The sequence below is a fragment of the Pseudoalteromonas sp. T1lg10 genome (assembly GCF_002964545.1).
Taxonomy (GTDB): Bacteria; Pseudomonadota; Gammaproteobacteria; order Enterobacterales; family Alteromonadaceae; genus Pseudoalteromonas.
On the sequence record NZ_PQBV01000005.1, the window covers coordinates 58,840 to 85,449 of the forward strand.

The 26,610-nt window shown below is 50.2% G+C and carries 20 protein-coding genes and 1 pseudogene; 5 read left to right on the forward strand and 16 right to left on the reverse strand.

Annotated features, from left to right (window positions below; genetic code table 11):
- Positions 1-24: 24 nt before the first annotated feature.
- The 8 genes and pseudogenes from C2M17_RS05255 to ccoN form a co-directional block, all read right to left on the reverse strand.
- A complete protein-coding gene (locus tag C2M17_RS05255; protein WP_105199825.1) occupies positions 25-696 on the reverse strand; it encodes a sulfite exporter TauE/SafE family protein in 672 nt (223 codons plus the stop codon).
- The gene (gene ccoS, locus C2M17_RS05260) at positions 683-856 is read right to left on the reverse strand and encodes a cbb3-type cytochrome oxidase assembly protein CcoS (protein ID WP_105189569.1); all 174 of its coding nucleotides are present in this window, start codon (positions 854-856) and stop codon (positions 683-685) included. Before ccoS ends, C2M17_RS05255 begins: the two co-directional genes overlap by 14 nt.
- Positions 853-3,234: a heavy metal translocating P-type ATPase gene (locus C2M17_RS05265; RefSeq protein ID WP_105199826.1), complete on the reverse strand. Its 2,382-nt coding sequence runs from the start codon at positions 3,232-3,234 to the stop codon at positions 853-855. The genes ccoS and C2M17_RS05265 overlap by 4 nt, the downstream gene beginning before the upstream one ends.
- An 18-nt stretch (positions 3,235-3,252) precedes the next feature.
- Positions 3,253-3,747 (reverse strand): FixH family protein, encoded by a 495-nt coding sequence (locus C2M17_RS05270; protein WP_105199827.1) that lies wholly within the window; start codon positions 3,745-3,747, stop codon positions 3,253-3,255.
- A 114-nt stretch (positions 3,748-3,861) separates the two neighbouring features.
- A complete protein-coding gene (gene ccoP / locus C2M17_RS05275; RefSeq protein ID WP_105199828.1) occupies positions 3,862-4,833 on the reverse strand; it encodes a cytochrome-c oxidase, cbb3-type subunit III in 972 nt (323 codons plus the stop codon).
- The gene (locus C2M17_RS05280) at positions 4,830-5,015 is read right to left on the reverse strand and encodes a cbb3-type cytochrome oxidase subunit 3 (protein ID WP_105189573.1); all 186 of its coding nucleotides are present in this window, start codon (positions 5,013-5,015) and stop codon (positions 4,830-4,832) included. The genes ccoP and C2M17_RS05280 overlap by 4 nt, the downstream gene beginning before the upstream one ends.
- A gap of 5 nt (positions 5,016-5,020) precedes the next feature.
- Positions 5,021-5,695, reverse strand: a complete 675-nt coding sequence (gene ccoO / locus C2M17_RS05285) for a cytochrome-c oxidase, cbb3-type subunit II (protein ID WP_105199829.1) — start codon at positions 5,693-5,695, stop codon at positions 5,021-5,023.
- A gap of 11 nt (positions 5,696-5,706) precedes the next feature.
- Positions 5,707-7,139, reverse strand: a pseudogene (gene ccoN, locus C2M17_RS05290) (cytochrome-c oxidase, cbb3-type subunit I).
- A 314-nt stretch (positions 7,140-7,453) separates the two neighbouring features.
- On the opposite strand from ccoN, the gene C2M17_RS05295 reads away from it, so the two are divergent.
- The 3 genes from C2M17_RS05295 (at position 7,454) to C2M17_RS05305 (ending at position 12,724) form a co-directional block, all read left to right on the forward strand.
- A complete protein-coding gene (locus C2M17_RS05295) occupies positions 7,454-7,912 on the forward strand; it encodes a hypothetical protein (RefSeq protein ID WP_105199830.1) in 459 nt (152 codons plus the stop codon).
- Positions 7,913-8,511: 599 nt separating this feature from the next.
- A complete protein-coding gene (locus C2M17_RS05300) occupies positions 8,512-11,235 on the forward strand; it encodes a TonB-dependent receptor (protein WP_105199831.1) in 2,724 nt (907 codons plus the stop codon).
- A gap of 112 nt (positions 11,236-11,347) precedes the next feature.
- Positions 11,348-12,724 (forward strand): hypothetical protein, encoded by a 1,377-nt coding sequence (locus C2M17_RS05305; RefSeq protein WP_442792597.1) that lies wholly within the window; start codon positions 11,348-11,350, stop codon positions 12,722-12,724.
- A gap of 26 nt (positions 12,725-12,750) precedes the next feature.
- Here C2M17_RS05305 and bamE read toward each other — a convergent pair whose 3' ends face one another.
- The 7 genes from bamE to C2M17_RS05340 form a co-directional block, all read right to left on the reverse strand.
- The gene (bamE, locus tag C2M17_RS05310) at positions 12,751-13,002 is read right to left on the reverse strand and encodes an outer membrane protein assembly factor BamE domain-containing protein (RefSeq protein WP_105199921.1); all 252 of its coding nucleotides are present in this window, start codon (positions 13,000-13,002) and stop codon (positions 12,751-12,753) included.
- Between the two features lie 20 nt (positions 13,003-13,022).
- Positions 13,023-13,820 carry a CsiV family protein gene (locus C2M17_RS05315; RefSeq protein WP_158677927.1) on the reverse strand — a complete coding sequence of 266 codons (798 nt, stop codon included), beginning with the start codon at positions 13,818-13,820 and terminating at the stop codon, positions 13,023-13,025.
- 11 nt (positions 13,821-13,831) lie between these two features.
- Positions 13,832-17,305, reverse strand: coding sequence for a transcription-repair coupling factor (gene mfd / locus C2M17_RS05320; RefSeq protein WP_105199833.1), 3,474 nt, complete (start codon positions 17,303-17,305; stop codon positions 13,832-13,834).
- A 13-nt stretch (positions 17,306-17,318) separates the two neighbouring features.
- Positions 17,319-18,212 (reverse strand): carbon-nitrogen hydrolase, encoded by an 894-nt coding sequence (locus tag C2M17_RS05325; protein ID WP_105199834.1) that lies wholly within the window; start codon positions 18,210-18,212, stop codon positions 17,319-17,321.
- On the reverse strand, positions 18,209-19,249 hold the full coding sequence (locus C2M17_RS05330; protein ID WP_105199835.1) for an agmatine deiminase family protein: 1,041 nt from the start codon (positions 19,247-19,249) through the stop codon (positions 18,209-18,211). Before C2M17_RS05330 ends, C2M17_RS05325 begins: the two co-directional genes overlap by 4 nt.
- A gap of 116 nt (positions 19,250-19,365) precedes the next feature.
- A complete protein-coding gene (locus C2M17_RS05335) occupies positions 19,366-22,539 on the reverse strand; it encodes an efflux RND transporter permease subunit (RefSeq protein WP_105199836.1) in 3,174 nt (1,057 codons plus the stop codon).
- Positions 22,540-22,546: 7 nt separating this feature from the next.
- Positions 22,547-23,731, reverse strand: a complete 1,185-nt coding sequence (locus tag C2M17_RS05340) for an efflux RND transporter periplasmic adaptor subunit (RefSeq protein ID WP_105199837.1) — start codon at positions 23,729-23,731, stop codon at positions 22,547-22,549.
- A gap of 290 nt (positions 23,732-24,021) precedes the next feature.
- Here C2M17_RS05340 and C2M17_RS05345 point away from each other — a divergent pair, with 290 nt between their 5' ends.
- On the forward strand, positions 24,022-24,612 hold the full coding sequence (locus C2M17_RS05345; RefSeq protein ID WP_105199838.1) for a TetR/AcrR family transcriptional regulator: 591 nt from the start codon (positions 24,022-24,024) through the stop codon (positions 24,610-24,612).
- On the opposite strand, the gene C2M17_RS05350 is transcribed toward C2M17_RS05345, so the two are convergent.
- Positions 24,594-25,880: a Glu/Leu/Phe/Val family dehydrogenase gene (locus C2M17_RS05350; RefSeq protein ID WP_105199839.1), complete on the reverse strand. Its 1,287-nt coding sequence runs from the start codon at positions 25,878-25,880 to the stop codon at positions 24,594-24,596. The two genes, C2M17_RS05345 and C2M17_RS05350, sit on opposite strands and share 19 nt — an antisense overlap.
- Before the next feature lie 132 nt (positions 25,881-26,012).
- Between C2M17_RS05350 and C2M17_RS05355 the strand changes: the two genes are divergently transcribed.
- Positions 26,013-26,480, forward strand: coding sequence for a hypothetical protein (locus tag C2M17_RS05355; protein ID WP_158683980.1), 468 nt, complete (start codon positions 26,013-26,015; stop codon positions 26,478-26,480).
- The last annotated feature ends 130 nt before the right edge of the window (positions 26,481-26,610 follow it).

Below are 26,610 nucleotides of genomic sequence, written 5' to 3' on the forward strand. Positions count from 1 at the left end.
GGTAAGCAAGAGATGAAGTTAAATCTACGTGACTAGCGAGGCACTTGCAATAACCAAGCTATAGAGCCCATACCAAAGTAATAGATTACCCAAGACCAGGCGCACCCACGTTTGGTTAAGTATACCCTTAATGGCGTTGGCACCCAAGCCCAAGGCGAGCAGTGCCGGCAAGGTGCCAAGGGCAAACAAGGCCATAAATAAGGCGCCATCGGCGGCGCTTTGGCTAAAAATAGCCCAGGTTAACGCGCTGTAGACCAAGCCGCAGGGTAACCAGCCCCACAGGGCGCCGTATAACAGGGCTTTTGGGTAGCTGTTAACCGGCATCAGATGACGATTCAACTTGACGATATGGCGCCAAATTGCCCAGTTGCCCAGCTTTTCTATGCCGCCCAAAGGATTAAACAGGCGCATAACGTAGAGGCCAACGAGGATCATAAAGACAGCACTTAGCAGGCTTAGGCCCAGGCTGATATGGTTGTTTTGACTGGCAAATGCGGCGCTAAAGCCGCCGACTAGAGCACCGGCTAAAGCATAGCTGCTTAAGCGCCCGACATTATAGGCAAGCGTGGCGCCGAGCGGCGGCAGATCGCGGCTGGCGAGCTGAAACGTGCCAGCGATACCACCACACATGGCGACGCAATGGCCACTGCCGGCCAAGCCCATTAACAGGGCGGCGGCAAAGTTAATCTCGTTCATTGCTCTTGTCGTGTTCCTCTTTGTCGTCTTCAAAGAGAATACTGTGACCTTGCTTTTCCAAATCGGAAAACTGCTCGCTTCTTACCGCCCAGAAAAAGATACCAATGGCGATAAGCACAAACAAAATGGCAATGGGGATTAGGACGTAGATGATACTCATAAGCGCAGCAACCGTAATGAATTGGTGATAACAATAATCGAGCTTGCCGACATGCCGATCACCGCCATCCAGGGGGCAACCCAGCCCAAGGCGGCAAGGGGTAGAATAGCCCCGTTATAACACAAAGACAGGGTTAAGTTCTGCCTAATAATACGGCGCGTTTGTTTGGCCACGCGGATAAGTTGCGCCACCGAGCGTAAATCGCTGTTGAGCAGCACCACATCGGCGGTGTTTTTAGAAATATCGGCTCCGCTGTCCATGGCGATAGACAGGTGAGCGGCATTAAATACTGGGCTGTCATTGACACCATCACCTATCATGGCGCATACCTGACCTTCGCCATGCCATTTTTGCATTAACGCCAGCTTGTCTTCGGGCAGCAAGGCGCCGTGGTAGGCATCAAGTTCAAGTTGCTCCGCTAGCTGTTTGCCGGCAGTTGAAGGGTCGCCGGTAAGCATCACACGGCTGATGTTTTGCTCTTTCAGCTCAGCTTGCAGTGCCTCGGCATGGTCGCGTACCTGATCTTGCAGATCAAAGGCGGCCACAGGTTTTTGGTCGATAAAAAGCACGGCCTGAGCATTGAGTGCCAACTCATGGGAAAACCAGTTGGCCTTGCCAATATGCACCTTATGCGCTTGCCAGATGCCAGCAACACCAAAGCCGGTATGCACCTCAACCTGCTCGGGCTGCGGGTGAATGGGGGTGATCTCACTAAAGGCTTTGGCGATCGGGTGCTCGGAATAACGCTCTAAACTGGCGGCTAAGGATTTTAATTCCTGTTCGCTGTAGCCGCTATCGAGAATGTCCATTTTGGCGATGGCGAAGCGGCCATAGGTGAGGGTACCGGTTTTATCAAAACCCACCTTGGTTAACTTGGTGGCGGTTTCCAGCACATGTGCCTGCTTTATCAAGACCCCACGCTTGGTGAGGTTGGCCACGGCGCAGGTTAGGGCTGTTGGAATTGCCAGACTTAAAGCACAGGGGCAGGTGGCAACCAATACGGCTATGGTTATCCAAAACGCGTGCTCCGGGTCGATTTGGTACCAGGATAAGGCGGTAATGGAGGCAAAGATCAACAAGCAAGCGACAAACCATTGTGCCACCTTGTCGGTGATTTGGGCGATTTTAGGGCGTTGGCTTAGGGCACTGTGTTGCAGGCGAATAATCTGATTGACCAGGGTATTTTGACCAACCTTGTTCACTTTCAGGGTTAATACCCCGTCATGGTTCACCGTGCCGGCATGGACCTGATCGCCCAATGTCTTGTTAACCGGGTGATGTTCACCCGTCATCATGGACTCATCGACGCTGGAACGCCCGCTGATAACCTGGCCGTCGGCGGCTATGGTTTCACCGGCTTTGACTCGCACCGTATCACCTAGCTTTAACAGCTTGGCGCTAATTAACTGCTCCTCGTTGTCGCCATCGACCACGCGGGCAGTGAGCGGCAGTAGTTGCTGCAGGTTTGCAGTGAACTCGCTGGCTTTAAGGCGAGCACGAAACTCTAAATATTTGCCCAGCAGCAGCAAGAAGGTAAACATACAGATGGACTCAAAATACACCTCGCCGGTGCCAGTGAAGGTGGCATAACCACTGGCAAAATAGGCGCCAAAAATGGCCAGGGAGACGGGCACATCCATATTTAATTTTTTGGCTTTTAAGCCGGTAATGGCGTTACTTAAGAACGGCAGTGCCGAGTAGAAGATCACCGGCGTGGCCAGCGTCAGGCTGATCCAGCGGAAATACTGTTCAAAGTTATCTTCCATGCCTGAGAACATGCCAAAGTACATGGCAAAGGCAAACATCATCACCTGCATGGTCATCAAGCCGGCTACACCGAGACGGCGGACAAAGCTCTTGGCCTGCACCTGCTTTTGTGCCGCTTCGTTATCGGCCTGGAAGGGGTAAGATTTATAACCGATTTCTGCAAGGCTGGTGATCAAGGTACTGAGTTTGGCCTGGGTGTCGTCCCATACGATCATAGCGCGGTGGGTGGAGGTGTTTACATCAACCCGCTTCACCCCGGAGTGAGCCAATAGCTGCTTTTCAATCAGCCAAGCACAGGCGGCGCAGCTTATACCTTCAACGCTGAGCAGCACCTCTTTGTCATTACCCTGATGGGAAATAAATTCCTGCTGGATAGACTCGTTGTCATAACTTTGGATCAGCGCCAGTTGCTCTGGCACCAACTGCTGCACCTTGCCGGCTGATTCGGTGCGGAATTTGTAATAGTCGCTCATACCCTGAGCGATAATGGTCTCGGCCACTGCCTTACAGCCGATACAACACATGGGTTCAGGTTTATTGTTAACCACAACCGATTCATTAAAACCCTTGGGAATGGGCTCAAGGCAATGAAAGCAGGACTGCACACTCATTTAATTATACTCGGGCATTTATTTATACTCGGGGCTCACTTTAATCGTGTCCGCTTGTGGCAGTTGAATGTTTTCTTTCAACTTCCAGCTGTCATCAAATGGAGTGATAAATACCGTATAGGCGCCTTGTTCGATAGGCGTGTCGAGTAGGGTGGTGAACTGGCCATGGGCATTTTTGGTCAGGCGAAAGCTCACGTCTTTATCGCTTAGAGTGCGGTGGTATAAACCTATGTTGAGCGCTGCGACTTTTGAGTCATCGCCCTTGGTAAAGGCAAAGCTGATACGCTCATCCGTGAATTGTAAATCACCGTGCAAATACAAGGCCTTAGCCTTGTCGAACTTGGTTAACTCGAGGTTGATGGCTTTGCCTTTTTTATAATAGTCATCGACCACCATATCAGGGCCATTGCCCACCGCCATGGTGATAAGGCCAATACAGGCAATAATGGTTGTAAGAGGGAAGAAAAGTAAAAACCAAGGCCAAAACTGCTTATACCAGGGAGTAGTGTTCATAATACCAAGTTAGTTGCCATTAAGTTGCGGCTATTTTACGGCATTGGCGGATAAAAACCTAAAAAAAAAGCCTCCAAATAGGAGGCTTTTTTGATTTCGATTAAATTCGTATGCTTACTTGTCTTGCGACAGGCTGTATACGTAGGCGGTTAACAGGTGAACCTTGTCTTCGCCTAGGATATCTTTCCATGCTGGCATCACACCGGCACGACCGTTAGCGATAGATTCTTCTACCGAACGAGCTGAACCGCTGCCGTATAACCAGGTGTTGTCGGTTAGGTTAGGCGCACCGAAAGGTAGGTTGTGAGCCACCGAGCCTTTACCATCTGCACCGTGACAGGCAGCACACATGGCAAACTTAGCTTTACCTGCGTCCGCATCACGTTGGTTAACCGTACGACCAGAAAGGCTTAGTACAAAGGCAGTCATTTCTTTTACGCCTTGCTCGCCACCAAGGGCTGCTTCCCAGCTAGGCATAGCAGCGATACGGCCGTGTAGTATTGTTTCTTTGATCTTGTCTGGCGTACCACCGTATAACCAATCTTTGTCGGTTAGGTTAGGGAAGCCGTCACCACCACGGGCGTCAGAGCCGTGACACTGAGCACAGTTTTGTAGATAAAGGCGTTGACCGATTTCTAGTGCTTGCTCATCTGATGCTAGATCCAATACGTCACGCTGGGCGAAAGATTTGAACATAGGTCCGAATTTTTCGTCTGCCGCACGGTACTCACCATCCAACTGGATGCGGTAGCCATCAGCGTGCATGTCTTCAACCGCTTTCTTAGACTCTTCTAGTGATGTTACGCCCTGGTTAGAGCTCTTCCACTTTAAGAAGCCTTCAAAGTTACCTAGGCCAGGGTAGGCAGCAAGGTAGTACACAGCCCACGCGAAGGTCGCGAAGAACATGTAGGTCCACCACTTAGGTAGCGGGTTGTTAATTTCTTCAATGCCATCAAATTCATGGCCACAGCTCTCGCCTTCTTTAACACCTACGAAGTTCTTTAAGTTCCAAACCAGTAGGCCGAAGAGCAGAACTAGACAGGCCAAGGTTAGAACGATGACCCAAATACTCCAAAAGCTAGTCATTTCTCAGACTCCTTTTCCTCATTAGTGATTGTGCTTTGGTGTTTCTTTTCGTCTTCAAACACCGCGTTGGCGGCATCATCGAAGCGCTTTTTGCTGCGCTTGCTGAAGGCCCACAACACAATCACGATAAAAAGTACCATTATTACCAGAGTTAAAATGCCTCTGAACGTGCCGTAATCCATAATAATTACTTCAAGTGTGTACCAAGTTGCTGTAAGTAAGCGATAAGCGCTTGCATCTCAGTCGCACCTTGGCCGTCGTTCATAGCATTAATCTCGTCAACCTGAGTTTGTAACTCTTCATCTGTACCGTAGCCTAAGCCATTATAGCGGTCAGTATTTTTATCAATACCAAAGCTATCACGGAAGATTTGTAGTTTTTTCAGGGTGTACTCTGTGTCTACTCGATTTTCATCTAACCAAGGGAAGGCTGGCATATTCGACTCAGGAACCACTGAGCGTGGGTCCATTAAGTGCGCATATTGCCAATCGTCAGAGTAACGTCCGCCAACACGAGCCAGATCTGGACCGGTACGCTTAGAACCCCACTGGAATGGGTGATCCCAAACGCTTTCACCGGCTACCGAGTAGTGGCCATAGCGTTCAACTTCGTCACGGAAAGGACGGATCATCTGTGAGTGACAGTTATAACAACCTTCACGTACATAGATATCGCGGCCTTCAAGTTCTAGCGCCGTTAGGGGGCGTAGACCGTCTACCGGCTCAGTGGTGTCTTTTTGGAACATCAAGGGAGTGATTTCCACTAGGGCACCAAAGCTGATAGCAAATACCGTAAGGATGGCCATTAGGCCAACGTTCTTTTCAACAATTTCATGTTTGTTGCTAGAGTTTTTATTGCTCATCATCCTACCCCTTAAGCTACTTGTGCTTGCGCATCGTCTGCAATTGAGCCTTTCTTAGCTGCAATAGTGCGATAGCTGTTGTAGGCCATTACCAGCATACCCGCTACGATGAATACACCGCCTAGGAAACGCATGACGTAGAATGGGAATGAAGCTTCTAGCGATTGTACGAAGCTGTACATAAGCGTACCGTCTTCGTTAACTGCGCGCCACATAAGACCTTGCATTACACCAGAGATCCACATAGCAACTATGTACAGTACAACACCTACAGTGTGTAGCCAGAAGTGGGTGTTAACCAGTTTCACGCTGTACATGCGGCTGTGGCCGAATAGTGCAGGGATCAGGTGGTAAGTCGCACCGATTGAAATCATAGCAACCCAACCTAGGGCACCCGAGTGTACGTGACCTACGGTCCAGTCAGTGTAGTGAGAAAGCGCGTTAACTGACTTGATAGCCATCATTGGGCCTTCGAACGTCGACATACCGTAGAAAGAAAGAGATACAACTAGGAAACGCAGTACCGGGTCGGTACGTAGTTTGTGCCACGCGCCAGATAGCGTCATGATACCGTTGATCATACCACCCCAAGAAGGTACGAATAGAATGACCGACATTACCATACCTAGTGACTGAGTCCAGTCAGGTAGAGCTGTGTAGTGTAGGTGGTGCGGACCAGCCCAGATGTATAGAGAGATAAGTGCCCAGAAGTGAACAACCGATAGACGGTAAGAGTAAACAGGGCGACCCGCTTGCTTAGGTACGAAGTAGTACATCATACCAAGGAAACCAGCAGTCAGTAGGAAACCTACCGCATTGTGGCCATACCACCACTGTACCATGGCATCAACGGCACCAGCATAGATAGAGTATGACTTAGTCAGTGAAACAGGCACTGCCATGCTGTTAACAATGTGCAATACCGCAACCGTAAGAATGAAGCCGGCATAGAACCAGTTGGCAACATAGATATGCGATACTTTAGCTTAACCAAGGTACCAAAGAAAACAACAGCGTAAGAAACCCAAACGACGGCGATTAGGATATCGATTGGCCACTCAAGCTCGGCATATTCTTTCGAGCTGGTAATACCCAAAGGCAGGGTAATGGCGGCTAATACGATAACCAGTTGCCAGCCCCAGAAGGTGAAAGCTGCAAGTTTATCGGAGAAAAGGCGCGTTTGGCAGGTACGCTGCACAACGTAGTAAGACGTTGCGAACAAGGCGCTGGTGCCGAATGCGAAGATAACAGCGTTCGTGTGTAACGGACGCAGTCGAGAGTATGTTAGCCATGGGGTATCGAAGTTCAATGCTGGCCAGGCAAGCTGGGCAGCAATTAATACACCAACACTCATGCCAACGATGCCCCAAATCACTGTCATAATAGCGAATTGGCGAACAACTTTATAGTTGTACTCAGTTTGTGATGCTACTGTTTGGCTCATTGTCAGGTTTCCGCTGCATTATTATGCGATTAGAAATGAAATACCTACTCTTGCGAATAGGGCCTACTGATGGTGTCAAAGCCGGCTACCTAAAACTCTCATTTTACGAAGCGTTTCAGAAAGCAGACTCACAACACTCTTATTATTTGCGGTCGAAATAATAAAATTTTTGACCTCAAAAAGATAGCGCAAATGGCTAAAATAATGACTTCAATCAAATTATCACGTGAAGTTGGGGAATTTTTAACTCATGCCTAGTCAGGACGGATCCCATTGGTTAATATTGGCGCTAAATTAACGTTCAATAAATAACCATGTTGCAGTCGTACCACACCCGTCACTCTCTTGTTTTGCTTTCCCTGTTCACGGCGCTGCTGTCACTGACTGCGTGTAACGACAGCAACCTAAGTATAAACAAAGAGAGTATAGACAAAGATACGCAGCTCACCCATTGTTGTGATTCTCATCCCTTGCATATCGAGCCATTCCACTTTGCGCTCAGTGCTGAGTATGTTCACCCAGAGTCGCCTTTTTCAGTGTCTTTACATATGCCAAACGATGCTCAGATTGAAGGCGCAAAGATGCGGGGTGTGACCATGTACATGGGTACTATTCCGGTGTTTTTTAAGCAAATAGACAAGCATTTATGGCAAGCGGATATCATGGTCGGTGCCTGCTCAGAAGCTCAGATGATTTGGCAACTGAGCGTCGATATTAGCCGTAACGGGCAAATTCGCAGGTTAACTTATCCCATTAAGGTCACTCATCCCTAACACTCATCGCTGATATAACGCTCTGGCCTTGTTGGAAAAAATAAGTTCCTAGTAGATAACCGGGTGAATTTCTAACGCATGTTTTCTTGAATGCTGTGGCAATACCACAGCACGCCGGGGTAATCTTTTTTGCATATAAATTCACCGTATTTGGTTTGAATTATAATCAACTCCCTTGATTTCTTTTTTGACAAGCCCAAAGCCGTATTAGCTCGGCTATTAATTTAACCTGTCTATTTTAAATGTATGAATAACGGCCTGTGTATAAGTTGTAAATTTTCGATTAAGTAAACTTACTCACGATTGATTACATCGGGTTACAAAGTTGTCGCATATAGTTTCAGGTATCAAAAATTGTCGTTTTATTAGTTCCTCACCCCGCATTTTTAAAGGCGTTTTGACGTAAACATTTATAACAAGTGGTTACATGAGTTTAAGCGAGAAGGTGGAGTATTTCATGGTGTTTAATCCCTGGTCGCTCATTCAGTTTTCATTCAGTTAATTAAACCTAAGTTGCTCGGCGTTATGCAGTAACTTCATAAAAATATGAACTGTATAACCACCCTAAACGGGTGAAAATTCAACAAGTAGGGTTTAATATGAAAAAGACACAACTAGGGCTAGCTGTTTTAGCAGCATTGCCTATGTTCTCAAGTGTTCAAGCAATTGCTGCGGATTCTTCAGCCGATGCAATTGAAAAGATTCAAGTAACAGGCTCACGCATCAAGCGTTCTGATATGGAAACCGCTTCTCCGGTTACCCTAATCGGCGCCGATGATATCAAAGCCATGGGTGCGACCAGCATCGACAGTGTTTTACAGAAAATGACCGCAACTGGCGGTGCCATGACTAACCCTGGTGTCAACAATGGTTCAGGTGGTAATGCGCGTATTGACTTACGTGGTTTAGGTGCAAATCGCACCTTGGTACTTGTAAACGGTCGTCGTATGATCGCCTCAGGTACTGGTGCTGCGTCTACAGTTGACCTTAACACCATCCCAGTTTCAATGATCAAGCAAGTTGAAGTACTAAAAGACGGTGCTTCTGCCGTTTACGGTACCGACGCGGTAGCGGGTGTTGTGAACATCATCCTAAAAGATGACTTTGAAGGCCTGGACATGAACCTAAGCGGTGCCATCACAGGTGAAGGCGATGCAGAAGAAACGTCTTTTGATATTACACTTGGTAGCTCATTTGACCGTGGTAACGTGGTTATTGGCCTTCAGTACACAGACCGTGGCGATGCTTCTCAAGCCGACCGTGATTTCTCTAAATGTCCTATTTCAGAAGGTGCTAATGGCCTAAACTGTAATGGTGGCTCAGTTTATTCTGAGGGTGGTCACATTTGGCAAGATGGTATCATTGGCGACATAGACAAGAATGGGAATACTGTAGATAAAGACGGTAACCCAATTACTTCTGGCTTAGCATACAAAGATTCAGGTTTAAGTGGTTTAGGAGGTTTACATCCCTATACCGATGCAGACCGTTATAACTTTGCTCCAGCTAGTTATCTGTACACTCCTATGGAGCGTTTAAATCTAACTGGTGTGGCAAACTTCGAGCTTAACGACGATACGCGCTTGTTTACTGAATTTACTTATACCAAGCGTTGGTCAGAGCAGCAAATGGCACCTCAACCAGTATGGTTCGGCTTCCAGTACACAGAAGCAATGGGGGACTCACTTTTGGATCAAACTTACGTAAGTAAAGTTGATCGTGATGGTGATGGCATTGCTGACCGTGATGCTGACGGAAAGTACATTACAGAAACTGCAAATTACGCTTACGGTGATGATATCTTCTATGGCCGTCGTATGGGCGACACTGGACCTCGATTCTTTGAGCAGTCTGTAGACACTGTTCGTGCGGTAATCGGTGCTGAAGGTTTTGTTGGCGAATATGCTTGGGATGTGTCAGCTAACTTTGGTCGTAATGATTCAGTAGATAAGCTAAGCAATCTTCATAATATGGGAGCTATTCAGGATCAGATCACTGCCGGTACGTTTAATCCTTTAAATCAGAATGACTGGGTATCAGATTCTTTCCGCAAAAATGTATATACCGAAGTAAACAATGGCGGTAGTCAGCTGTTTATTCTTGCTGCATCAGTGTCGGGTGAAATGTTTGAAATGCCCGCAGGCTACTCAGCTTTTGCTGCAGGTATTGAACGTCGTCAAGAAAAAGCTTGGTATACACCAGACTCTTTAACCGCTCAGGGTCTAGCTAATGATCCACCAGTTGAGCCAACGTCGGGTGGTTTCGACGTCAACGAAGCGTATGTAGAGTTTGCACTACCATTACTTGCGGATCTGCCATTTGCACAAATGGTTGATTTAAGCGCTGCGATTCGTGCATTTGATTACAGCACATTTGGTAGCGATGAAACGTGGAAACTTGGTCTAACGTGGAAAGTGAATGATGAGCTAATGTTTCGAGGCGTAGCTTCAACAGCTTTCCGTGCACCTACGGTTTCAGAGCTATACTCAGGCAACTCACCTTCGTTCGAGCAAATAGATTATCCAGGTGCTCAAGACCAAGCAGAAGTTACTGTAGGTGGTAACCAGGATCTAATGCCTGAAGAAGCTGATACGCTAACCGCTGGGATCGTATACGAGCCACAGTGGTTCGAAGGCTTCTCAATGACATTAGATTACTACGATATTGAAATCGAAAATGCCATCACAGAAGTAGATAATCAGTATATTGTTGATACCTGCTTGGCGAACCAAGAGCAGAATGCAGACTTAGCATTATGTAAGTCTGCAGGTGTGACTATAGACTCGACCGGTCGTATTATCTTTAACAACCAATTGCAGAACATTGGTTCTGAGAAAACTAAAGGTTATGACTTAAATCTTGCTTATAGCTTTGAAGCTGCTGGTTTGAACTGGCGCTCTAGCTTAGATACGACTTTCCTAGACGAGTATGTTGTTCAAGCGACTGAAGAGCCAGTAGACTATGCCGGCCTTATCACTTCAGGTACTGGTGGTTACGCAGATATTAAGTCTAACTTCACGCTAAATGTTGCTGGCGACGATTGGGATGCTCAATACCAGGCTCGTTACATTGCTGGGATGGATAGCTTTAGCTGTATTGGTAAAGAAGAAACTTGCTACGCGCCAACTACGCCAAGTATTGTTTATCATGACATCAGTGGTTCATACATTATCAACGATACTGTTAAACTAAGCGGTGGTGTAAACAACTTGTTCGATAAGCAGCCCCCTTACTACACAGGTAATAACGATTCTAACACTGACCCGTACACTTATGACGTACTAGGTCGTCGCTTCTTCGCGAGTGTGAACGTTAAGTTCTAATTGGCCTTAGTGCCTTAGCATTAAAATGCCTGTCAGCGTGCTGATGGGCATTTTTTTTATCCCTGAAAAATAGGTTATACTTTTATTATCAATAAAATATGGGGGTTAATCATTGCACGAAATTGCTACGCTCAAACTTGATGAAGGCTTGCGTTTGGCGTTGGGGCAGTCATTGCACCCTAAATCCCACACCCGTATCGAATTGTTTTTTTGTATCCCCAACGAAATGGGCATTAACCCCAATACCCTGAGTGAAGAGAGCTTTTACTATAACCATATAAAAAGTCATCTGGCCTATAACGCCAGTGGTATACATTTACCCTTGGTTCGTAGTCGTTATGTGAGTAAGGTGCGGGGGGATGATCAAGAATACCGGCAAAATCTGAACTTATATTGCTATCAGGTACGCCTGGCTGTAGATGCTGATATTGCCGAGGCGCTGAGTATTAGTGAGGCTGATGAGTTTTATATACGTTCTCTGGCATTAATGCATGAAACTCAACGGCTTTTAAAACGCTTACGTCGTTATAAACCACAAGATAGAAAGCTATTATCCTTTTATCACAATGCCGATAATTTTCTTAGTTGGTATATAGAGCAAGGACTATTAAAGTTGCTCGATAAGGCACCAAAAACCACCGACTTTGGCCTGGAGCGCTCGCAATTACTACAATATTGCCAAGATGAAAACGAGCACCGCGAAAATGCCCGCTATAATTCTTCTCCGACCTTGGAAGATCCCAACCGCCTTGCCAACAAGATGTTGCTACTACAGCGCTTAATTGAGCATGGCGTGGTGTTGAAAAGGGAGGCAAAAAATCTCGATGCCGTACTTAAACGTATGGTGAAGGGCTTGGTTACCGCAGTGATTATGGCCTTTGTGATGGTGCTGGTGCTCAATACGCGCACCAATTTCACTCAGGTCACGGTAGGCCTGGTGGCTTTATTGGGTGCTATTTATGGTTTGCGGGAAATTTTTAAGGAAGATCTCACCTATTTTATTTGGCGCCGTATTATTCGTGGCCGTGCTAAGTGGCTGAACATATTCTACAACAACACCACACGTACGCGGATAGGTAAACAAAAAGTCTGGCTTGAATATATTCGACCTAAGCGTATACCAAAAGATGTGGCTGCTATATTTTCAAAGCGTCGTCAGCAAAATAAACAGGCGGCTAAGTGGTTATATATGCAGTTTGAAAATGAAATTTTGGTGAATGAGTTCCTGCCTGGCTATGATGCCTTAAATCAAACAACTAGTATTAGTCTGGCACCCATGGTGCGTTATTTACGTAAAGGGGAAGGGAAACTGTATGAATATACCGGCAAGGGGATCCGCAAACATACGGTAGAGCGGCGCTACCAAATTAACCTGGTATTGGTCACTCATACTAGCGCTGGCGAAAAATATGCCCAGCGCTATAAGATCACGGTAAATCGCTCTGCTGTAGTGGCCTTAGAGCCTATAGGTGAGGTGCAACAGAGCTAATGGGTAGCAGCGCCACCGGGCCTGTATTACAGGCCTTTTTCAGAATAAAGGGTTACTTTGTCTGATACCAGAGTAACCTGGATGTTTTTACTTTCTGAGCCCCAGACGCAGTTGGTGTGTAGGGCTTTGTCTTCACAGGCCGATGGGCTGCCTAATAGCGCTTCTACTTCTGCGCGGTCCATGCCCACCTTGATTTGTTCATAGTTTTCCAAGGTTACTTTAGAACAAGCGCTTAAAGTAAGACCTGCAGTGATGGCTAAAAGTAGAGATTTTTTCATGTTATTTTCCTTTTCACTCATTAGTGATTAAAACGTCTAATTTGCACCAGCATGCCAATTTGCGGGTGATCGAAATAATGAATCTCGCCGGAAATGACGCGGCGAAATTGTGAAAACTCACCACTGACCGAGGTATCTGTGTCGCCAATGGCACGGGTTACTAGGTTAGAGGTGATGTATAGATAATGATTCAGGTGCACCTTTAAAAAACCGTCCAGTTGCCACTGCGGTTCATAATGGGTGCTTGGCGATAATAATAGACTATCTTCTGTCAGCTGCTCGGGAAGCTCACTCAAGGTGGCAACCTGCTCGCCGCCGAAAAGGCGAAAACGTGGTGCCGCACGCTTAGATTGCCCAGCGAAACGCCAACCTGTGTGCAACAGAAGTTGCTTACCTTTGCGGCTGAGAGCTTGGCGCTGCTCTTTAAATTGCAGTTGCTCCGGCGCCAACACATAGGGGCTGGCGGTATGGCTTTGGGTTTCGGCATTGGGGATCTTGGGCAAGCGCTGCAGATTTACCAGGTCGGCATTATTGTAATCACAGCCCTCGCTTTGCGTTTGCCCTGAATTTGTAAAAGCGTCTGTAGTACGCTGTGGTGGGCTGATCTGGCCATTATCACATTGATTATTAAGAGTGCGCAGATAAGCTGGGGTCAGCAGGTCGTTATCGTATTGATACTTGTCTAACTCGAGTTCTTCATTACGCAGGGTTTCCGTACTGCCAGTCTGACCTTGTTCAAAAACCAGTATCTCGATTTCAAACCAACGACCGTCCGCGTAACTTGGGGCACTGAGCATGGCCGCCAATATAACTAACATTTTTCTTATCATTAATTTCCTACCTTGGCTTCAAATTCAGTGATCATTGCCGTAATTAATTTAAGTCGCTCTTTGGCGTTGGCTTCACTGATCATAAAGCGTAACCGATTCGCGCCTTCCATTCTATAGTGTTTTGGATCCGCTTGAATTAAACCAATAATAAAGCCCGGACTGACCTTGGTTTGCTGGCTAAATTCAAAATAACCGCCCTTAGGATTGGCTTCAACCTTGGTTATTCCTATTGCACCGGCACGTTGTTTCAACTCCTGCAGGGCGAATAAGTGCTGTGTGGCATCGGGTAACAGGCCAAAACGGTCAATAAGCTCTACCTTAAGCTCGTCCAGAGTTTCCGTATCACCGGCACTGGCGATGCGCTTATAAAGGCCTAAACGCAGATTTACATCGCCTATATAATCATTAGGCAGCAGGGCGGGCAGCTTTAAATCCACTTCTGTGTGGGATTTAAGCAGCTTGTCCAAGGTGGGCTCCTGGCCATTTTTTAATGCTTCAACGGCCTGCTCCAGCATTTCCATATACATGCTAAAGCCGATAGTTTGAATTTGCCCGCTTTGCTCATCGCCCAGCAGTTCACCGGCGCCACGGATTTCCAAATCATGGGTGGCCAGGGTAAAGCCAGCGCCTAGGTCTTCCAGCGAGGCGATGGCCTCGAGACGTTTTTGCGCATCTTTAGACATGGCTTTGGGCGGTGGCGTTAACAAATAGGCGTAGGCCTGGTGATGGCTGCGACCAACACGGCCCCTTAGCTGATGCAGTTGCGCCAGACCAAGGCGATCGGCTCTGTCCATAATAATGGTATTGGCGCTGGGAATATCTATACCGGTTTCGATTATGGTGGTACAGACCAGCACGTTGAAGCGCTGATGATAGAAATCGCTCATCAGGGATTCCAGCTCGCGCTCACGCATTTGTCCGTGGGCTACGGCCACCGTTGCTTCTGGCACGATAGTGCGGATGTCTTCGGCGGTGCGCTCTATGGTTTCAACATTATTGTGCAGGAAGTAAACCTGACCCCCGCGCTTAATTTCCCGCAAAATGGCTTCACGGATCATTTCATCATCGCGCTGACGAACAAAGGTTTTTACCGCCAGGCGTTTTGCCGGCGGGGTGGCGATAATGGAGAGATCGCGCATGCCACTCATGGCCATGTTCAGCGTTCTTGGAATTGGGGTTGCGGTCAGGGTGAGAATATCGACATCGGCACGCAGCGCCTTGATTTTTTCTTTCTGACGTACGCCAAAGCGGTGCTCTTCGTCTACCACTAAAAGGCCTAAATCGGCAAACTCGATGTTTTCCTGCAGCAGCTTGTGGGTGCCAATCACTATATCCACCTGGCCCTCTTTAATCTTGGCCAGGGTGGCATTTTGTTCCTTGGTGGATTTAAAGCGCGATAGGATATCTACCGTTACCGGGAAGTCGGCAAAGCGGTCGCGGAAGTTTTCAAAGTGCTGCTGCGCCAACAAGGTGGTCGGTACCAATACCGCCACCTGCTTACCATCGGCCACGGCAACATAGGCGGCGCGCATGGCGACTTCGGTTTTACCAAAACCTACATCACCACACACCAGGCGGTCCATGGCGTTTTTGCTGCGCATATCTTCAAGCACGGCGGTTATGGCATTTTGCTGATCTTCGGTTTCTTCAAAGACAAAGTTGTCACTGAACTGACGATAGCCGGCCTCATCGAGAGCAAATTTGTAGCCGGGCTTGGCCTGGCGCTTGGCATAAATATCAAGCAATTCGGCGGCCACATCGCGGACCTTTTCGGCGGCGCGTTTTTTGGCTTTTTCCCAGGCATCTGAACCCAGTTTATGTAACGGGGCGCTGGCTTCTTCACCGCCAGAGTAGCGGCTAAGCATATGCAAGGCGGCCACAGGGACGTAAAGCTTGGCGTCGTTGGCATACATTATGGTCACAAACTCGGTGGCCACGCCCGCAGCGTCCAGGGTTTCCAGGCCGATGTAGCGGCCGACACCATGGTCGAGGTGCACTATGGGCTGGCCTTCTTTGAGTTCAGCCAGGTTACGAATAAGGGCGTCACTGCTGACCTGATGCTTGTGTTTACGGCGACGTCGTTGGGAGACGCGAATACCCAGTAATTCCTGCTCTGTGATCAGGCTGACACGGCCGTTTTGATTGAGCACCACGCTTTGCTCAAAGGGCGCGACGATCATGGTGATATCCGCATCGCTAGCGAGCGCCGCATCGAGGTTTTCACAAGGTGTAATTTTTAACCCGCTCGGTTTTAGCAGGGTCAAGAGTGCTTCGCGGCGGCCATCGGATTCCACACTTAAAACGATGCGACCCTTGTTCTGTTTTTCCGCCAGGACATAGTCCAAAAATGCACCAAAGGGAGGCTGTTTGGCATGGTCGATGCGCACCTCGGGCAAGGGCTCTGTGCCCAGGTTAAAATGCCCGGCGCGCAGCGGCAGACTGGCTTGGGAGAGCTCGATTCGCGGATACTGTTTAAAGCGGCTGTTAAGCTCTTCAATGGGCAGATAGAGACGTTGCGGCTCCAACAAGGGGCGCAGCGGGTCAACCTTGCGACTGGTATAACGGCTGTAGACATCCGCTAAGAAACGCTCGGCACCGTGCTGAATATCGCCCATATGCATAAACACGGCCTGCTCGGGCAGGTAATCGAATAAAGTGTCCAACTGCTCAAAAAACAGCGGCAAATAATATTCTATCCCAGGTGGCAATGCGCCCTTGGAGACCTGCATATACACAGAGTCTTGCTCGGCACTGGCGCCAAAGGCTTCACGGTATTGGATACGAAAACGTTCTATGTCCGTATCCGTGGTACCAAACTCATGGGCGGGGAGCAGGTTGATGGCCTTGATTTGCTCGCTGGAGCGCTGGGTATCGACATCGAAATGACTCATGCTGTCGATTTCGTCATCGAATAGATCAAAACGCACCGGCGCATTTTGGCCCATGGCGAAAAGGTCGACAACCGAGCCGCGCACCGCGTATTCACCATGCGCCATCACCTGTTGGGTGTGTATATAGCCGGCGTCGTCCAGCTGTTTGCGCAGCTTGTCGATATTCAGGGTGTCACCGACGCGATAGACGATGGCATTGCCATAGATAAATTGTTTGGGCGATGCGCGCAGCATCAGGGTCGATACCGGCACTATCAACACACCCTGATGCGAGTCGCGCAAGCGGCTCAAGGTGCTTAGGCGGGTGGAGACGATATCCTGATGCGGCGAAAAGTGATCATAGGGCAGGGTTTCCCAGTCGGGAAACACCATGACCTGTTCGCGAGGCAGTAGCGCATGAAGTTCGTGCTCAAGTTTCAATGCCGTGGGCGTATCCGGGGTGACTAACACCACCAATTGCGGGTGTTGCTTCACTGCTTCGCCGACACTCAGGGTCAGAGCGCTGCCGCTTAACTGACCCCATTTGATTTTATCTTGTTGCGTTTTTACCCAAGGCAATTCGATGAACTGCGCTAACTGCATGGAAATCTCCGTTTTAGTCGCGATAAAGTTTGGTTAGGTCGCCATAATGATCGATACGGCGGTCACGTAGATAAGGCCAGATACGGCGTACATTCTCGCCACGGGCCAGATCTAAGTCGGCGCTTAATACTTCGGCCTTGTCATCACTGGCGGTGGCCAAAAACTCACCCTGAGGTCCGGCAATAAAGGAGTGACCCCAGAATTGGATACCGGCACTGTGGCCCGTGGGATCCGCTTCAAAACCTGTGCGGTTGGCACTGATCACATACACACCGTTGGCTACCGCATGGGCACGTTGCGAAATGACCCAGGCATCTTGCTGACGCTTTTGCTCTGCGGCATCGTCGTTAGGATCCCAGCCGATAGCGGTTGGGTAAATCAGAATTTCTGCGCCTTTCGTGGCCATTAGACGTGCCGCTTCAGGGAACCACTGATCCCAGCACACGAGTACGCCCAAGGTGCCCACCGAGGTTTTAATGGGCTCGAAACCAAGATCGCCCGGAGTAAAGTAAAACTTCTCGTAGAAGCCTGGGTCGTCCGGAATATGCATCTTGCGGTATTTACCTGCGATGCTGCCATCGCATTCAAGTACCACAGCAGTATTGTGGTAAAGACCTGCGGCGCGGCGCTCGAACAAGGAGGCAACGATCACTATATTCAGTTCTTTGGCCAGTGCACCCAGGGTATCCGTACTTGGACCAGGAATGGTTTCGGCCAGGTCAAACTGGTTTACGTCTTCGCTTTGGCAAAAATACAGGCCGGTATGCAGCTCTTGCAGCACTACCAACTTGGCGCCATTGGCGGCGGCCTCGCGGATCCCGGCGATGGAATTGTTAAGGTTAAAGTCGCGGTCTGCGGTGTTTTGCTGCTGTATGAGTGCAACGGCTAAGTTCGAAGAGGACATTATTTATTCTCCAAAAAACCATGGGGCAACTGCATGGTAATACAGTGCAGGCTGCCAAATTGTTCAATCAGGGCGCAGCAGTCTACGCCAATTACTTCACGTCCCGGATAGGCCTTGGCTATTTGTGCCAGCGCCACCTGATCATGGCTGTCATTGTAGGTCGGCACCAAGACAGCATCGTTAATAATAAGGTAGTTGGCGTAGGTGGCAGGGAGACGATCGCCTTCGCTGTTGTACACGGCCTTAGGCCAAGGCAGTGCGATTAGCTCATAGGCCTCGTCATTAAGACCACGCAGAGCGACCAGCTCTTCGGCCATTTTGCCAAGCTCGTCATAGTGCTCATCCTGCGGGTCATCGCAGCGCACATACACCAGGGTGTTGTTAGGCGCAAAACGTACCAGAGTATCGATATGAGAGTCGGTATCATCCCCGGCCAAATAGCCGTGCTCGAGCCAAAGAATCTTGTTGGCGCCAAGCAACTCGGCCAATGCCGCATCGATTTGCTCTGCGCTCATGCTGGCATTGCGGTTTTTATTGTGTACGCAGGCGCGGGTGCTTAGCAGTACGCCGTGCTCGTTAATTTCAATGGCGCCGCCTTCGAGGATAAAATCGCTCTGCTGGGTGCGCACGCCTTGATTGAGCGCTTGCGCAAACAGTTGGCCATTAATGGCATTGTCTTTGTCGGCCTGATATTTACCGCCCCAGGCGGTGAATTGGCAATCTATGGCCTTAAGCTCTTGCCCGTCGCTGAGAGTCAGCGGGCCATGATCCCTTGCCCAAGTGTCGTTACAGGGCGCATCAACAAAGCATACCTGAGTCAGGTCGACACCTTGCTCAACCAGCTTGCTGCGGATCTGCGCTTTTAGTTCGGCATTGTCGGCTACGATCAGCAGGCGTTGGCGTGCGCTGATGTGCTTGCTTAATTCAAGATAAACCTGCTCAACGGCAGATAGGTTGGCCGCCCAGTCAGTGTCTTGATGGGGCCAGGTGAGCATTACCGCATCCTGTGGATGCCACTCGGGAAGTAATCTAAAGGTCATTGCTGTCAATCACTGAAAAACAAGCCGCTAGTTTAGCATTAATAGCTTGAATGTCAGCTAAATATCCCGCTTTGAAGGCGGATTGGCGGCAATTTTTGCCGCCTTTTATAGCTGTTTTAAACCAAGCCTTCCTTGGTATCCACATGTTCCTTTTTATGCTGACTGGCAATTTCATCCGCGAGCTCTTGGCGTGAGCGGCGCTCACCGAGGCGACGTTGAGTTAGCCAGTAGAAGAACAGGGGCACAAAGAATACGGCCAGGAAGGTGGCCGCCATCATGCCGCCCATGACCCCGGTACCGACACTGTGGCGGGCACCGGCACCAGCTCCCGAGCTCAGCACCAAGGGCACAACGCCAAGGATAAAGGCCATGGAGGTCATGATAATGGGGCGAAAACGCAGTCGGGCAGCCTCAAGTGCTGCTGCAGCGGCGCTCCAGCCTTGCTGATGTTTCAACAGGGCGTATTCGACGATCAAAATGGCATTCTTACCGGCCAGACCGAGCAAGGTAACCAGACCAATTTGGAAGTAGACATCATTGGTCAGGCCCGCTATCCAAATGGAAATAAGGGCGCCAAAGGTACCAAAGGGCAGGGCCAGCATCACGGACAAGGGCAAAGACCAACGCTCATAGAGCGCCGCTAGGATCAAAAACACCATGATCACCGCCAGGCCCAGCGCCAAGCCGGTCGTACCCGAGCTGCGCTTTTCCTGGAAGGCGGTGCCGGTCCAGTCATAGCTCATATCCGCAGGCAAAACCTGGGCGGCAATACGCTCGATTTCGGCGATGGCCTGACCCGAGCTGTAACCCGGTGCCGCCTCGCCCAGCAGTTTGACCGCCGGCAGGTTGTTGTAGCGACTTAGGCTATCAGGGCCGCGGCTAAACTCCATGGTGGTAAAGGCCGACATGGGCACCATCTCACCTGAGCTGCTTTTAACATAAATACGGCCAATGTCCTGAGGCTGCATGCGATATTGTGCCTCTGCCGACATTAATACCTGCCAGGCGCGCCCAAACTTGTTGAAGTCATTCACATAGTAGGTGCCCAGCGTACCGGCCAGGGTATTAAAGGCCTCGTTAATATTGACGCCCATGGCACGGGCCTGCTCGCGGTCAATATCCACCTTCAATTGCGGTGCGTCCGGGCGCCACAGGGTCTGCACGCCGCCGACTATGGGGCTCTTTTGCGCCTCACTCATCACCAGTTGCATGGCCTGTTGCAGTTTCTCCGGGCCTCCGGCCCCTTTATTTTGAATATAAAACTCAAAGCCGCCCGTGCTTCCTAAGCCGAAAATAGCCGGCGGGTTAAACGCCAGAACAAGAGCCTCATTGATATGGGCGGTTTTGCCAAACAGCTCGCCGACCAGGGCCTTGGTATCTACCTCGCGGTCATCCCAATGGGTTTGGGTGACGAACATGGTCGCGGCATTGTTTTTAAAACCGCCGCCGATAAAGTCAAAGCCAGTAAAGGAGGCAATATTTTCGTTCGCCGGGTTTGATTGCACCGCGGCTATCACCTCATCCACCACCGCGGAGGTGCGCTCTAACGAGGCACCATCCGGTAGGAATACCGCTACGATGTAGAAACCCTGATCTTCATCGGGAACCAGTGAACTTGGCGTTTTTTGCCAGAGACCTATGGTGGCAGTGACCATGGCTACCATAAGCACTAAACCCAGCAGACCACGGCGCACCATAAAGCCAACGGCGCCCACGTATTTATGGGTAATCGCACTAAAGAACTTATTAAACCAGACGAAGAAGCCTGCGGTTTGCTTGTGTTCGTGTTTAAGAATAAGCACGCACAGCGCCGGCGTCATGGTCAAGGCGACCACACCAGAGAGGCTCACGGCGATAGAAATGGTAATGGCAAACTGGCGGAACAGCTCACCCGTCAAACCGCCGAGGAAGGCGATGGGCACAAACACCGAACATAACACCAGGACTATGGCCACCACGGGACCGGAGACCTCGCCCATGGCCTTAATCGCCGCGTCGCGGGCACTGACATGCTCTTCGTGCATAATACGCTCGACGTTTTCCAGCACCACGATGGCATCATCGACGACGATACCGATAGAAAGCACCATACCGAACAGGGTCAAGGTATTAATGGAGTAACCCAACATATACATGCCGGCAAAGGTGCCAAGCAAGGAAACCGGTACCGCCAGCGTCGGAATAAGGGTGGCGCGCCAGTTCTGTAAGAACAGATACACCACCAGGAACACCAAAATCATGGCTTCTATCAGGGTTTTTAACACCTCACGGATGGACACTTCAACAAAGCGAGTGGTGTCGTAGGAGACCACATGCTCAAGGCCCACCGGGAACTGAGGCTTAAATTCGGCCATCACGGCGCCGACTTCTTCGGCGACTTCCAGGGCATTGGCACCGGGCTGCAGGAAAATACCCATCAGCACAGCTTCTTTGCCGTTAAAGCTGCCTTCAAAGTTATAGTCCTTGGCGCCGAGCTCAACCCGGGCTACGTCTTTTAAACGCAGCGAGCTGCCATCGGCATTGGCACGCAGGATAATGTTTTCAAACTCTTTTGGCTCCGACATACGGCCACGAGCGGTGACGCTGTAGACCAAAGATTGCGGCGCCACATGGGTTGGCGTGGCACCTATGTTACCAGCGGCATATTGAGAGTTTTGCTCGCGAATGGCGGTGGTGATTTCGTCCACCGTCACGCCAAGTTGGCTCATTAAGTCCGGTCGCAACCAGATGCGCATGGCATAGTCCTTGGCACCGAATATTTGCACATTGGTGGTGCCTGGGATGCGCTTGATGCGATCCAGTATATTCAAGGTCACATAGTTAGAGGTCCACAGCGCCGAACGACTGTCGTCCGGGGAATAAAAAGCATGCACCTGCAAAAAGCTGGATGAACCTTTTTGTACCACCACGCCCTGGCGACGGGTTTCCTCGGGTAAACGCGCTTCCACTTGCTTAACGCGGTTGTTTACGTCCACCGCGGCCTGATCGGCATCGGTGCCGATTTCAAAGGTCACTTCTATGGTGGTGGTGCCGGCACTGGTGGACGTCGATGCCATATACATCATGCCCTCAACGCCGGTGATGGCATTTTCTATGGGGGCGGCCACGGTTTGCTCAAGCACCTCGGCGGCGGCACCTGGGTAACTGGCGGTCACCTGCACCACAGGTGGGGCGATTTCTGGGTATTGGGCCACGGGCAGGGCGCGCATGGCGGCTAGACCCGCGAGAACTATGACGATGGAGATCACAAAGGCGAAGATCGGCCTATCGATAAAATATCGAGAAAACATAATGCCCTTATCCTTGCTCGTTGATGACGCTAACCGGCATGCCCGGGAAGAAGATACGAGCCATGCCTTCGACGATCACCTTATCGCCGGCGCTCAGGCCGCTACGGATAATCCACAGGTTTTCTATTTGCTCACCCTTTTGTTGGCGATACCATTCGCCGACCTCAACGGGAGCGGGGCGGGCTATGGTGGCGCCTTGCTCATTGGTGGCAGCAAGGTAAACGAATTTGCCGGTGCCATTATCAAGCACAGCCTTTTGCGGGACGGCAAAGGTGCCCTTGTGTTCAGCGCCTAGCAACTCGACCTGCACAAACTGACCTGGGCGAAGACTAAAGTCCGGGTTGGCGACTATGGCCTGAAATTCCGAGGTGCCGGTATTGGCGTTAATGCGCACATCGGTAAAGTTTACCGTGCCCATATGCTCATACAGGCTGCCGTCTTGTAGTTTCAATTGGGTTTGCCACTGGCCATCCGCAGGCAGGGTTAGTTCGCCGCGTTTTTGTGCCTGGCGCATCATCAGCTGTTCGCGCTCGGACAGGCCAAAGCGCACTCGCACCGGATCGAGTGCGGTGATCTGCGTGAGTAATACCTCTGGGCCGGACACATAGGTGCCTTCCGATACCTGTTCACGACCCATAATGCCGTTAACCGGAGCCTTCACTTGGGCATAGTCCAGGTTGAGCTTGGCTTCGCGCAGTTGCACTTCGCTGGCATTGAGATCCGCCTCGGCGATATCGACGCTGGAACGGGCGTTATCATAATCGCGCTGGGAAACCGATTTATCTTCGCGCAGCTTTGCCAGTCGCTTACTTTCTCTTTGTGCCTGCTCTAACCGTGCCTTGGCGGCGACTACGGCGGCATGGGCCTGTTCATAGGCGAGCTGATAGGGTGCTAAGTCAATGGTAAAGAGTGACTGCCCGGCGCTGACCTTTTGCCCTTCCGAGAAGTTTCGAGACTCAAGCACGCCACTGACGCGGGCGCGAATTTCAACTTCTTTAGAGCCCGATACCGTCGCTGGCAATGAGATCACAAAGGGCGCGTCGATAGGGGTGACGGCCAGTACTTCGACCTGAGCTGGAGGCATGGCCTGTTGTTGCTGCTGCGCGCCTTGCTCACAGGCACTTAAGAGTAAGCTGGCAGTGAGCGCCAAAGACGCGGAGCGGGCGAAAGAATTAACTAGGTTAGTGCGCATAAGATAAGCGTTTCCCTGTGCAAGTTATATGGTATTTAGGTGCCGCCGAGGCGGAATACTTGGCATCTTCAGGCTGTTATCGCATGGCAAAAAAGCCACTTTAAAGAAAGCGTAGCGTCAATTCCCCAAAGAATGAATTCACTTTGCTAAATGTAATTATTGTAACCCAATGGTCACCAAGTAAACGAAAGTGTATACTTTTTTTTAATTTAGGTATACTTTTTCGTTTACCAACTATCTTCTTAGTGCAGTTTAGTTATACTGCCGAGCGTTGACATAAGGGGCGGCACATGAGTAGTACAAAACAACAAGCAGTGATCGGCGCAGCCATTGCCTTGTTTGCCCAACGCGGGCTGGCAGGCACGACCATGGAAGCGGTGGCCACTAAGGCCAAGGTATCAAAGCGCACGCTGTACAAATACTACAGCAACAAGGAACAACTTTTTGACGGCGTTGTCGATTTGTTGATTGAGCGTATTCGCCCTCTACAAGACAACCCTTTCTGCATGCAAACGCCGATTAAAGAGCAGCTGCAAAAGTTAGCCGATGTTGCACTGAGGCTGACTCAGGATAAGGACTACTTGACCTTATCCCGTATTATTTTGATCGAATCATTGCGCTCGAAAAAGCGCGCCGCCATGCTCGATGAGCGCTTTAAGCATTGCGAGCAGGGTATCAATGAATGGTTCGAAGAAGCCCACAGCAAGGGCGCGCTTAAGGATATTGCTCCGGATATCGCCGCCGTGGTGTTTTTTGGTGGCCTCAAAGAGCTGGCATTTTGGGAGCAGTTGATAGCCTGGAAACCTCCGGTCGATAAAGCTAAGCTCGACGCCCTGGTCGAACTTAGCAGCAAGATGTTTGTTCAACCGCCGTTGAAATAATCCGGCGTGCCGTGCGCTTCAATGCCTTCACTGAGCCGTTCTAGAGCCACGGCATAGACGGCGTCGCGAAAGTCCATGCCGTGCTTTTCCACCAGATCATTGGCGCGCTTAAAGGCGCGTTGCATTACCTGGCTCAGCTCTTCGCTGACCTTTTCTCTTGGCCAGCGCTGACCACAGCGATTTTGCGTCCATTCAAAATAGCTGACGGTGACACCACCAGCGTTGGCAAGAATATCCGGGATCACTATCACCCCTTTATTTTTCAAAATAGCATCGGCGTCGCTGGTCACCGGGCCATTGGCAATCTCCACTATGTAACGGGCTTGAATGGCTGCGGCGTTTGCAGCCGTGATCACCCCATCGAGAGCGGCGGGGATCAGGATATCGACGTCACTGACCAAGAGTTCGGCATTACTGAGGCGTTGGTGCTCTAGGGCCTCGCACACCGAGCCTTCGCAATACACGGCTTTGAGCTCCTTATGCTGTTGCTTTTGCCGATAAACACTGTCTATATTCAAACCTTCCTGACGATAGATGGCCCCTTGCGAGTCACTGACCGCCACCACCTTATAGCCGTCATTGGCGAGCAGGCGCGCCACATGGTAGCCGCCGCTGCCAAAGCCCTGGACGGCAACGCGGGTTTCTTGTGGCGTAAGCTGGTCGCGTTTTTCCAACTCCTTGATGCACAAATAGGCGCCGCGGCCGGTGGCATCGTCTCGTCCTAAACTGCCGCCGAGGGCGATAGGCTTGCCGGTGATCACCGCGGGGTTTTTTACCCGGGTAATTTTTTCGTATTCATCCATCATCCAACCCATGATCAGGGCATTGGTATAGACATCCGGGGCGGGAATATCGCGCTCCGGACCAATAAAGTCGGCCATGGCACGCACATAGGAGCGGGATAAGCGCTCCAGTTCAAAGGGGGAGAGGGTTTTTGGGTCGACACAGACGCCGCCCTTGGCGCCGCCAAAGGGAATACCCACCACCGCGCATTTTAGCGTCATCCACAGCGCCAAAGCCTGTACTTCATCGGCGTTGACCTGAGGGTGAAAACGTATCCCGCCCTTGGTCGGGCCGAGCACATTATTGTGTTGACAGCGATAGCCGGGGAAGTAGTGAATATGACCATTGTCCATGCGCACCTCAACATTGACGTGCAACATGGCATTGGCATGACTGAGGGCACTGATCACCTGATTAGAGCACTGGGTGAGTGCGCCAATGCGCTTTAAGCGCGCGACCGCATCGTTAAATACCTGACCTAGCATAGCATCTCCCAAACAGCGATTTTTTAGATAGAGGTTTGATTTATCGTCTTTTGCCCATATCTAAGAGTAGATTGCCCGATGTCGAAATAACAACTTAACGGGGCAAGATGATGATTTGTGGGTGAGCTTATTGTGCGTGCATTTTTGATATTCTGGGTGGCTGCCATCACACTTGTTTTTGCAAGTGCGCTCGGTGCTGGTCAGTTTTCGCAGCAGAGTTCCGCGCCGGTGCCAACTGCACTGTGTGCGACGCAGCAAGTGCAAAGTACTGCACCCTGTCTCTCCTTTACGCTTGAAATGGATATGGACGCCAAGCAGCATCAAGCGCCCACCTCTCATCCGGTACAACTGCCCCAGCGGGCCATGGGCTCGCACCCAAGCTATTTTTTACATCCCGAGCAGCAGCCCTTGTATCTGCTCGCCTACACCCTGGCGCAACAAGACGAGCCCAGTCGCCTGGATAAGATCAGGTTGACGCCAAGGACCGACTTACCCTGGTATATGCATACGTGCCTGCCCAACAGTGGCTTGCTTGATAACTGCAAGGCCGCCAATCTCACCTATCGCAGCCGCCTGCTGTACGACTCTCTGCCTGGTTAGCGGCTCGGCTATCGACCCGTTTAACACCCCATTTAGCGGCTGGTTCAAGTATCCAGCAAAGGTTTAATTTCTTGTCCACAGACCGGTTTTAGGCCGTATCTGCTGACAAGGATGGCAATTTTTTACGCTT

Coding starts and splice junctions, on each gene's coding strand:
- C2M17_RS05255 (WP_105199825.1), bottom strand. CDS start 696: ATGAACGAGATTAACTTTGCCGCCGCCCTGTTAATGGGCTTGGCCGGC.
- ccoS (WP_105189569.1), bottom strand. CDS start 856: ATGAGTATCATCTACGTCCTAATCCCCATTGCCATTTTGTTTGTGCTT.
- C2M17_RS05265 (WP_105199826.1), bottom strand. CDS start 3,234: ATGAGTGTGCAGTCCTGCTTTCATTGCCTTGAGCCCATTCCCAAGGGT.
- C2M17_RS05270 (WP_105199827.1), bottom strand. CDS start 3,747: ATGAACACTACTCCCTGGTATAAGCAGTTTTGGCCTTGGTTTTTACTT.
- ccoP (WP_105199828.1), bottom strand. CDS start 4,833: ATGACTAGCTTTTGGAGTATTTGGGTCATCGTTCTAACCTTGGCCTGT.
- C2M17_RS05280 (WP_105189573.1), bottom strand. CDS start 5,015: ATGGATTACGGCACGTTCAGAGGCATTTTAACTCTGGTAATAATGGTA.
- ccoO (WP_105199829.1), bottom strand. CDS start 5,695: ATGAGCAATAAAAACTCTAGCAACAAACATGAAATTGTTGAAAAGAAC.
- C2M17_RS05295 (WP_105199830.1), top strand. CDS start 7,454: ATGTTGCAGTCGTACCACACCCGTCACTCTCTTGTTTTGCTTTCCCTG.
- C2M17_RS05300 (WP_105199831.1), top strand. CDS start 8,512: ATGAAAAAGACACAACTAGGGCTAGCTGTTTTAGCAGCATTGCCTATG.
- bamE (WP_105199921.1), bottom strand. CDS start 13,002: ATGAAAAAATCTCTACTTTTAGCCATCACTGCAGGTCTTACTTTAAGC.
- C2M17_RS05315 (WP_158677927.1), bottom strand. CDS start 13,820: ATGTTAGTTATATTGGCGGCCATGCTCAGTGCCCCAAGTTACGCGGAC.
- mfd (WP_105199833.1), bottom strand. CDS start 17,305: ATGCAGTTAGCGCAGTTCATCGAATTGCCTTGGGTAAAAACGCAACAA.
- C2M17_RS05330 (WP_105199835.1), bottom strand. CDS start 19,249: ATGACCTTTAGATTACTTCCCGAGTGGCATCCACAGGATGCGGTAATG.
- C2M17_RS05335 (WP_105199836.1), bottom strand. CDS start 22,539: ATGTTTTCTCGATATTTTATCGATAGGCCGATCTTCGCCTTTGTGATC.
- C2M17_RS05340 (WP_105199837.1), bottom strand. CDS start 23,731: ATGCGCACTAACCTAGTTAATTCTTTCGCCCGCTCCGCGTCTTTGGCG.
- C2M17_RS05345 (WP_105199838.1), top strand. CDS start 24,022: ATGAGTAGTACAAAACAACAAGCAGTGATCGGCGCAGCCATTGCCTTG.
- C2M17_RS05350 (WP_105199839.1), bottom strand. CDS start 25,880: ATGCTAGGTCAGGTATTTAACGATGCGGTCGCGCGCTTAAAGCGCATT.